At 36.9% G+C, this 8,293-nt stretch carries 9 protein-coding genes; 2 read left to right on the forward strand and 7 right to left on the reverse strand.

The window, feature by feature from the left end; all coding sequences use genetic code 11:
• The 3 genes from ACN4EE_RS21010 to ACN4EE_RS21020 all read right to left on the reverse strand — a co-directional run.
• Positions 1-405, reverse strand: a 405-nt coding sequence (locus ACN4EE_RS21010) for an Hsp70 family protein (protein ID WP_431708461.1), incomplete at its 3' end; no start/stop codon positions are given.
• A gap of 243 nt (positions 406-648) precedes the next feature.
• Entirely contained in the window at positions 649-777 is a 129-nt protein-coding gene (gene psaJ, locus ACN4EE_RS21015) for a photosystem I reaction center subunit IX (RefSeq protein ID WP_017296182.1), read from the reverse strand.
• A 41-nt stretch (positions 778-818) separates the two neighbouring features.
• Positions 819-1,325 carry a Photosystem I reaction center subunit III gene (locus ACN4EE_RS21020; RefSeq protein WP_431708462.1) on the reverse strand — a complete coding sequence of 169 codons (507 nt, stop codon included), beginning with the start codon at positions 1,323-1,325 and terminating at the stop codon, positions 819-821.
• 153 nt (positions 1,326-1,478) lie between these two features.
• On the opposite strand from ACN4EE_RS21020, the gene tsaD reads away from it, so the two are divergent.
• Positions 1,479-2,528, forward strand: a complete 1,050-nt coding sequence (gene tsaD, locus ACN4EE_RS21025) for a tRNA (adenosine(37)-N6)-threonylcarbamoyltransferase complex transferase subunit TsaD (RefSeq protein ID WP_431708463.1) — start codon at positions 1,479-1,481, stop codon at positions 2,526-2,528.
• Between the two features lie 163 nt (positions 2,529-2,691).
• Here the strand turns inward: tsaD and ACN4EE_RS21030 are convergent, their stop codons facing one another.
• The 4 genes from ACN4EE_RS21030 to ACN4EE_RS21045 all read right to left on the reverse strand — a co-directional run bounded on the left by ACN4EE_RS21030 (position 2,692) and on the right by ACN4EE_RS21045 (position 7,642).
• On the reverse strand, positions 2,692-3,033 hold the full coding sequence (locus ACN4EE_RS21030; RefSeq protein ID WP_431708464.1) for an STAS domain-containing protein: 342 nt from the start codon (positions 3,031-3,033) through the stop codon (positions 2,692-2,694).
• Between the two features lie 130 nt (positions 3,034-3,163).
• Positions 3,164-4,189 (reverse strand): ABC transporter permease, encoded by a 1,026-nt coding sequence (locus ACN4EE_RS21035; protein ID WP_431708465.1) that lies wholly within the window; start codon positions 4,187-4,189, stop codon positions 3,164-3,166.
• Positions 4,190-4,366: 177 nt separating this feature from the next.
• Positions 4,367-5,956, reverse strand: coding sequence for a 2-isopropylmalate synthase (locus tag ACN4EE_RS21040; RefSeq protein WP_431708466.1), 1,590 nt, complete (start codon positions 5,954-5,956; stop codon positions 4,367-4,369).
• A gap of 519 nt (positions 5,957-6,475) precedes the next feature.
• The gene (locus ACN4EE_RS21045; RefSeq protein ID WP_431708467.1) at positions 6,476-7,642 is read right to left on the reverse strand and encodes an ABC transporter permease subunit; all 1,167 of its coding nucleotides are present in this window, start codon (positions 7,640-7,642) and stop codon (positions 6,476-6,478) included.
• A 204-nt stretch (positions 7,643-7,846) separates the two neighbouring features.
• On the opposite strand from ACN4EE_RS21045, the gene gloA reads away from it, so the two are divergent.
• Positions 7,847-8,233, forward strand: a complete 387-nt coding sequence (gloA, locus tag ACN4EE_RS21050) for a lactoylglutathione lyase (RefSeq protein WP_431708468.1) — start codon at positions 7,847-7,849, stop codon at positions 8,231-8,233.
• Positions 8,234-8,293 lie beyond the last annotated feature (60 nt).

The following is an 8,293-nucleotide window of genomic DNA, read 5'->3' on the forward strand; positions in this document are numbered from 1 at the left end:
AACACTTTCTTGATAGGCTTGAGCATTTTTTACTACTTGTTTTAAAATCTCTGCGCTAATGTCTTCGGGTTGATATTCTTTTCCTCCTAACCATACCGAGATACTATTTTCTGTACCTTGACTAGATTGGGTGATTTTATAACCAAAGTTTTTTAGCTGTTGTTGCACTACTTCATCGGCAAAACCACGCCCCATTAAACGCTTAATGGAGATAATAACATTTTCTGGATCGCGCTTTAAATCTTTATACGCATCCCTTCCTACAATTAAGTTATTACCTGATAAACCTACTACTGATTTTACTAAAAATCCATGTTGAGGATCATTCACAACTTGAGTTTCTGCAAATTTGAAGGCGGCAACGGAGTTAGTTGTGCCTAAATCGATTCCGACTATATTTCCCATAATTTTGTACTTAAATTTTTGTTTCTATTTATTTATCAGTTAGACTTTGTCAATTTATGCGCTGTTGGGAAAATTATTTTTATTTTTCATGGAGATTTACGAATATAATAATTTTGAAGTGATGATTTTATACCGTAAAATAGGCATCCTGCCTGTGTTTCTCTGAAGATGATGATTCTTGAGGTTAATTCAACTCCCTTGAATGACTCAAAATCGAGAGTTAGGGAGTTGATTCGATCGAAATTAGCCCATAGGATGGAATAAAAGATCAGGATAAAAACGATTAAATTCGATTAATAAACCTGCGGTAAAAACTAATAAAGCAGTGATTAAAACAGGGGCGGTAGATAAAAAGGTTGTTAAATCTTTCATCAAAATTTCTCCAAATAATTAATTAAAAATGAACAAAAAAATTAACGAGGAGAAACGGGAATTTCCGAATCTTTAACTGTTAATTGACCAGAAGTAAACTCTTGTAAGGCTTGTAAAGGCCATAAGAATCCAAACAACATTTTGCTGAAAGCTAAAGGTACATCAATGATAATTTCTTTCATTTCAGTATCTTTTTCCTCTCTGATAGCGATCAAGTAAGAACGTCCTACCCAGCCAATCCAACCAGCAATATAAAGGAATAATACCCCAGGAATAATAAAGTCTCCAGCATGGCTTAATCTGCCGTCAACGACTAAGTGAGGGTATCCTTCAGGACCACAAAGAGCTTCAGCGTAACTGGCGGCACGTTTTTGACCAGAAGTAGGATCATCGGTGGTGTTACGGAAACTTTTGGCTTTAGCTTGATAAGCGGCGGACTCACTACAAGGTGTTAAGTGAGATAAATCTGCACTAGCTGTAGGAGCAAAGTTTGCCCATAAGGACACGGAAAGAGCGAAGGCTAATACTAAACTGAATATTTTTCCCATAGTAAATTGTTTCCTGTATTTTTATTGAAACAATAAGTTTTTGTTACAAAAAAGAAGCTGAAAAATGGCTTCAAATGCGATCTTACTGTGATTAGTAAATAGAGTAAAGTAATAAGAAGAAAATTTATTATTCTTAACAAATTACTTAAATTAATGAGTGTTATTCTAGCAGTAGAAAGCAGTTGTGATGAAACTAGCGTCTCGATCGTAAAAAATCGTAATATTTTATCTAATGTCATCGCTTCCCAGATTAAGTTACATGAACAATATGGGGGAGTTGTACCTGAGTTGGCTTCCCGTCAACATTTAGAAATGGTTAATCCTTGTATTGATAAGGCTATGGCTGATTCTGGTTTGGCTTGGGGTGATATTGATGCCATTGCGTCCACTGTAACACCCGGTTTAGTGGGATCATTAATAGTGGGTGTCACCGCCGCCAAAACCCTCGCTTTAGTGCATAATAAGCCGTTTTTAGGGATTCATCACCTTGAAGGTCATATTTATGCAAGTTATCTCAATGATCCAGACTTAGAGCCTCCTTTTCTTTGTTTATTGGTATCGGGAGGGCATACCAGTTTAATTCATGTGAAAGGTAGAGGTGTTTACAAAAATATCGGCTCAACCCGTGATGATGCGGCTGGGGAGGCTTTTGATAAGGTAGCACGGTTATTAAATTTACCTTATCCGGGAGGTCCTGTGATCGATCGATTAGCGAAAGAGGGAGATCGAAATGCCTTCAAACTCCCTGAAGGTAAAGTATCTTTACCAAATAATCAGGGTTTCCATCCCTACGATTCTAGTTTTAGTGGCTTAAAAACAGCGATGCTGAGGTTAATTACCAAATTGAAGGAAGAAAATGGGGATAATTTACCCATTACGGATTTATGTGCAAGTTTTCAATATACTGTAGCCAAAGCCTTAACAAAACGATCGATCCGTGCTTGTTTGGATTTAGGGTTAACCAAAATTGCCGTAGGAGGAGGTGTGGCAGCTAATAGTGGTTTAAGGGAATGTTTAACACAAGAAGCTCAAAAGCATGATATACAAGTGTTTTTTCCACCCTTAAGCCTTTGTACCGACAATGCCGCCATGATTGCTTGTGCAGGTTGCGATCATTTTAATCATGGGGTTCGATCGAGCTTATCATTAGGAATAGCATCGAGGATGAATATTGAAGATGTAAATAAACTATATCAAGGATAGTGATGAAGGTAGGCAATAGTAAGGTAGGCAATAGTAATGATAGTCGTTAATTCTACCTATCCACCTGTCTTCATTCAACATCTGGAAAAAAAACAGGCAAGATGCCTGTTCTACGGTGGTAAAATCATAATAATTATGAGCAAAGTCTATTACTCATTACGAACTAGGCGGCTAATGCGTCAGTATATTCCCTAATGCCTAAAACTTTATCTAATTGACTTATTTCAAAAATCATTTTGATAGAAGGGGAAACGTTAAATAAATAGAAATTTTTATTTTGATTTTTCGCTTCGTTATAAGCATTAACTAAAGCCACTAAACCACTACTATCGACAAATTCCACCTGTTGAAAATCTACAAATATATCTTGATGATTGGTGTTGTTTATGAATTTTATTAACTGTTCTTGAAAGTTACTTTGATTTGTTTCGTTAATAATACCTTCTGGGGTATAAACTTTTCGATCGAACATAATTTTTGAACTCCTCATTAAAATTGTTTTCATTATACTTTTTTGAGTAAAATTTACATGATATTGGCTATGATAATCATTTTTTCTGATTTTTACAGCTTAATTTTCAGTATATTTATACTAGATGGATTCGATCGTATCAATAAGCACTTTTTCGATCAGGTTAATAACGAATACGAGGATCAATTAAAGCGTTAATTATATCAATCAAGATACTTGCAAAAACCACAATTACTCCAAAAAAGACCATAATTCCTTGTACTGTAGGATAATCTCTCAAGGATATAGCTTCATAAAGACGATTGCCTAATCCGGGCCAAGAAAATGTTACTTCTGTCAATACAGCACCTCCCAAGAGAGCGGCAAAAGTTAATCCCATGACGGTTATAACAGGAATTAAAGCGTTTTTAAGGGCATGGTTGAGTAAAATTTTATTTTCGGGAATTCCCCTTGCTCTAGCGGCTTCTACATATTCCGATCGAAGTGTTTGTTTGAGGTTTACTCTTACAATACGTTCAAAAATGCCACTTAACAAAATTCCTAGGGTGACACAGGGTAAAATTAGATAATAGATAGCGGTAAAAAATTGTCCAAAATTGAAAGTTAAAAGACTGTCAAGGGTATATAATCCCGTAATTTTTGCGGGGGAAGCCATACCTACAGGAAACCTTGTACCGAGGGGAAACCATTTTAATTGCACAGCGAAGATAAGTTGTACAATCATCCCTACCCAAAATAAAGGTAATGAATAGGTGATAATACCAAATAACCGCCCTCCCACATCAAACACCGTATTGGGACGAGATGCTGATATAATGCCAATACCAACCCCTACCACGATGGCAACGGAAATACCAAAAAAAGCCAATTCTACCGTTGCTGGAAAGTGTTGTTGAATGACATCCCATACTGAAAGCCCCCGACTACTTAAAGAAGTGCCTAAGTCGAAATTGAGTATTTGCAGTAAGTAACGAAAATATTGCACAATAAGGGGAGCATTTAAGCCTAAATCTTCCCTTAAAGCCTGTTTTGCTGACTCTGGTGCTCTAGCACCTAATATAGCATCGGCAGGATCACCGGGGGTAGCCCTTAATAGTAAAAAGACAATGGTGATAATTGTCCAAATCATCAAGGGTGCTAATAATAATCTTGCTAGTATATAGTATTGTAAGGATTTCGATCGAGACATTAATCTTTAGTGATAGATAGACAATCAGATTTTTCTCAGGATTATATCACCAAAAACTATTTAGAGTCTGCTGAATAAATCAGAAAACTAGGAAAATCAAGGCTTTAGACACACTATACTTTACCTATTACCTATTACCTATTACTCCCCCTCATCACTCATACTATGAGGCAACCCCTAAATAGTGGTTAACTCTTTTTTGCTTTCGATCGTAGCGTAAAGACGATTTAAGGCGCTAATATAGGCACGAGCAGAAGCTACAATCACATCAGTATTAGCGGCATAACCTGAGTAGGTTTTATTCTCATGTTTTAAGCGAATAGTCACTTCTCCCATCGCATCAATACCCGCAGTAACGGATTTGACGGAATACTCGATTAACTCGTTAGGAATTTGGACAACACGATTGATAGCTTTATATACCGCATCCACAGGACCAGTACCTATAGCCGCATCGCTCAATTCCTTACCATCAGGAGTTCTTAGGGTAATTGTAGCAGTGGGAGATGAATGATCACCACAGGATACTTGTACCAACTCAAGACGGAATAATTCAGGGGGTTGTTGAATTTCATCGTTGACAATGGCTTCCAAATCCCAATCGGTGATTTCTCGTTTTTTGTCGGCTACTTCTTTAAAACGCAAAAAGGCTTTATTTAAGTCGTCTTCTGACAATTCAAATCCCAATTCCACTAGACGAGTACGAAAAGCGTTACGTCCAGACAGTTTACCTAGTACAATCTGATTCGTGGTAAGTCCGATCGACTCTGCGTCCATAATCTCATAGGTGAGACGATTTTTCAAGACTCCATCTTGATGGATTCCCGACTCATGGGCAAAAGCATTCGCCCCGACAATGGCTTTATTGGGTTGTACAATCATCCCTGTTAGGTTAGAAACTAAACGAGAGGTTTTGTAAATCTGTTTGGTGTCGATGTTGGTTAAGGGTTCGATCGAGTTGACATCACGACCCAAGAAGGGGTTAAAATATTGACGACGTACATGAAGCGCCATCACCAATTCTTCTAGTGCAGCGTTTCCTGCTCTTTCACCGATACCATTAATAGTACATTCTAACTGTCTCGCTCCATTTTTCACCGCTTCGAGGAAGTTAGCCACAGCCAAACCGAGATCATTGTGACCATGAACGGATATAATTGCTTGGTCAATGTTAGGTACATTATCTTTAATGCCCTTGATGATAGCACCGTATTCGCTAGGGGTAGTATAACCTACGGTATCAGGAATATTAACGGTAGTTGCCCCTGCTTTGATAGCTAATTCTAGCACTTGATACAAAAATTCAGGATCACTTCTTCCAGCATCTTCGGGAGAAAATTCCACGTCATCGGTGAAGGTTTTTGCGTATGCTACCATTTCAGGTACGATCGACAGTACATCAGCACGGGTTTTCTTTAATTTATATTCGAGGTGAATGTCAGAAGTTGCCAGAAAGGTATGAATACGGCGATTAAAGGCAGGTTTAAGGGCTTCTCCTGCACTTTTGATGTCCGCCTTGGTTGCCCTCGCTAAACCGCAAATAGTCGGTCCAGATTGAGTTCCAACAGTTTCAGCAATACGTTGTACTGCGGTAAAATCTCCTTGACTAGCATGGGGAAAACCTGCCTCAATCACATCCACTCCCAATTTAGCTAAAGCACGGGCAATGGTCAATTTTTCATCTACATTTAAACTAGCACCGGGGGATTGTTCTCCATCGCGCAATGTGGTATCAAATATAATAATTCTGTCAGACTGAGTTGTCATATTTTATATGTATGAGTAAATTATAAAAATATACAATAAATAAAAGCCTTTTTCTATCATAAACGAAAAAAAACTATATTAAAAAAACAAGATACTTTGATGAAGTAGGGAAGCAGGGTTTTTTCAAAGTCGGAGTAAAATTGCTTTTTATTAGTTCAATTCATTGAACGAAAAATGTTAGCTGTGGAATTTATTACACAGCGCGTTATTGATGAAAACCTATATCCCAACGTGTAATTCATTACACGTCTAATAGATACCGTTCAATAAATTGAACTTAATTTTTACCAAAATATCATGATTTTTAATAATAATTGATTTTCTAATCAGAAAAAATGGCTATATTTCTTATCAATTATAATTTCTAATTAAATCAAATTTTGAGAATGAAAACGCCCTACTTCATAAGCTCAAACGTATTTAACTTGCATTTTTTATTAATTATTGAAAAATAACTAAAACTCTTACCTATTGCCTCTTCCTTTTTCCCTCTCTCAATCAATTTAGATGCGTCCTAGCTTACAATTCTGCCATACGTCCTTTTTGAGGGAAAATACCCGAAGGTTTGACTTGTAAAAAGGCAATAATCATGATAAATACTAACACCTTCGCCATACTGGTATTAGCAAAAAAGTTGATCACTTCTAATAATGTACCTCCTGAATCACTAGACATCAACATTAATCCTAGACTACCCGAACCAATTATATAAGATACAATTCCGATCGAAAGTGCCGCAATAATTGTACCTAGTAAATTACCAACACCGCCTACTACTACCACCATAAAAGCATCCACAATGTAGTTTTGTCCAGTATTAGGACCAACAGAACCAAGTAAGCTAATGGCAACACCTGCAATACCAGCTAATCCCGAACCAAGGGCAAAAGTAAGTGCGTCAACGGTAGCGGTGGGAATGCCTAAACAAGAACTCATGGTACGATTTTGGGTAACAGCTCGTATTTTTAAGCCCCAATCTGTGCCATTTAAAAACCAATAGACTCCTATAATACAAAGAATCGTCAACACAATAATAAATATTCGAGCTATGGGAAATTGAAATGTCCCTATTGGGATTCCTCCCCGTAACCATGCTGGAGCAGTTACATCCACATTTCTAGCACTAAACCACGCTTTTGTCAGCGCCTGATTTTTCGTATTATTAATTAATACCCCTGTGAAGATTGCGATCGAACTGGCTAAAGGTAGAGTAATAGCGATAAACTTAGTCCGAATTTGCTCCCAATTACCTTGACGAGATAAATACCACATTGCACCAAAAAAGAGAAGACAAAATACGACTATTGCGATCGTCATAGACCAATTAACACTTCTCACTAATTGACGTAGAATCAAACTAACCCCCCATGTAGCTAAAAGGGTTTCTAGTGGTCGCCCATAAAGAAAACGAATTACACCTCGTTCCAAAATTATTCCTGCGATGGCGGCGACAATAAAAGCCACAGGAATAGCTACAATAATATAAAAATTAAACCAAGGCTCACCCAAAGGTTTAAAAACATTTTGCACCACAAAAGTTGCATAAGCACCAAGCATCATTAATTCACCGTGGGCTAAGTTAATGACTCCCATTAAGCCGAAAACAATAGCTAAACCCAGGGCGGCGATTAATAGTACTGAGCCGATACTAATACCATTTAAAAATCCTTCTATCAGAGGTAACATTTTTTCTCATTAATTAATCATCTGGTGCATTATGACTATTAATGATGATGAACTTTGGTATCCGTTGTAACAATCAGTGAGGAGACAAAAATTAAAATTAGTAACATAGAATCTTGCAAAATAGATGCTTAAGTCCTATTTGGTATAATAAAATTGTCAGGTATTATTAATTATCAATTATTCATTCTTAACTATTCACTAATTATGCGTATTTTACACACAATGCTTCGGGTGGGAAACCTAGAAAAATCTCTTGATTTTTATTGTAATGTTTTAGACATGAAACTTTTACGTCAAAAAGATTACCCTACTGGAAAATTTACCCTTGCTTTTGTGGGTTATGGGGACGAAGCGGATAATACCGTTATCGAATTAACCCATAATTGGGACACAGATAGTTATGATATTGGTAGCGGTTATGGTCATATTGCTTTAGGTGTCGATGATATTTACCAAACGATCGATCGAATTAAATCATTAGGTGGTAGAGTAACCAGAGAACCGGGTCCTATGAAACATGGTACAACAGTCATTGCATTTGTGGAAGACCCCGATGGTTATAAAATTGAGTTAATACAAACAAAAGAATGAGGAATTAAGAATGAGGAATTAAGAATTAAGAATTAAGAATTAAGAATTAAGAATTAAGAA

The sequence above is a fragment of the Geminocystis sp. CENA526 genome (assembly GCF_050753365.1).
GTDB lineage: Bacteria > Cyanobacteriota > Cyanobacteriia > Cyanobacteriales > Cyanobacteriaceae > Geminocystis.